We start from the raw sequence: 520 nt of genomic DNA, 5'->3' as shown, positions 1-520 counted from the left end.
CGCCGCGCACGCAACCCCCGGCGGGTATCACGCGCACGCGGTTTAGCCTGATCCGCTTTCGCTCGCCACTACTCACGGAGTATCCCTTCCTGCGGGTACTGAGATGTTTCACTTCCCCGCGTACCCCCCAGCCGCAAAGCGGCTGGTGCCAGCCCATGACGGCTGGCGGGTTCCCCCATTCGGACACCCTCGGATCAAAGCCCTGTCGGCGGCTCCCCGAGGCCTATCGCGGCCCCACGCGTCCTTCATCGGTACTGTCTGCCAAGGCATCCACCATGCGCCCTGATCACCAGCAACCCAACAAGGCTGCCGGCAACCGGCCCAACAAGATAACCAAAACGACAACTAGATCATCACACAAAAACGATCACAAACGATACACGCCACAACCCCAAACCCAAAAGCCAGGGCCATGGCGCACAGTACAAGCAGACAACAGTCCAAACCGGACCATCGTCTGCCCGCGTCCACTCTCCAGTTCTCAAACCGCCACCCCACGCGCCGCCGCCAAGCACCCTCC

1 rRNA gene is annotated in these 520 nt (G+C 62.3%); it reads right to left on the bottom strand.

The annotated features are described in order from the left end of the window. Positions 1-297 (bottom strand): 23S ribosomal RNA (locus tag AC1AXT_RS08750); the annotation flags it as partial. Positions 298-520: the final 223 nt, after the last annotated feature.

The sequence above is a fragment of the Bifidobacterium sp. LH_450 genome, from assembly GCF_056356715.1.
This window is presented reverse-complemented; position numbering and strand designations above follow the sequence as displayed.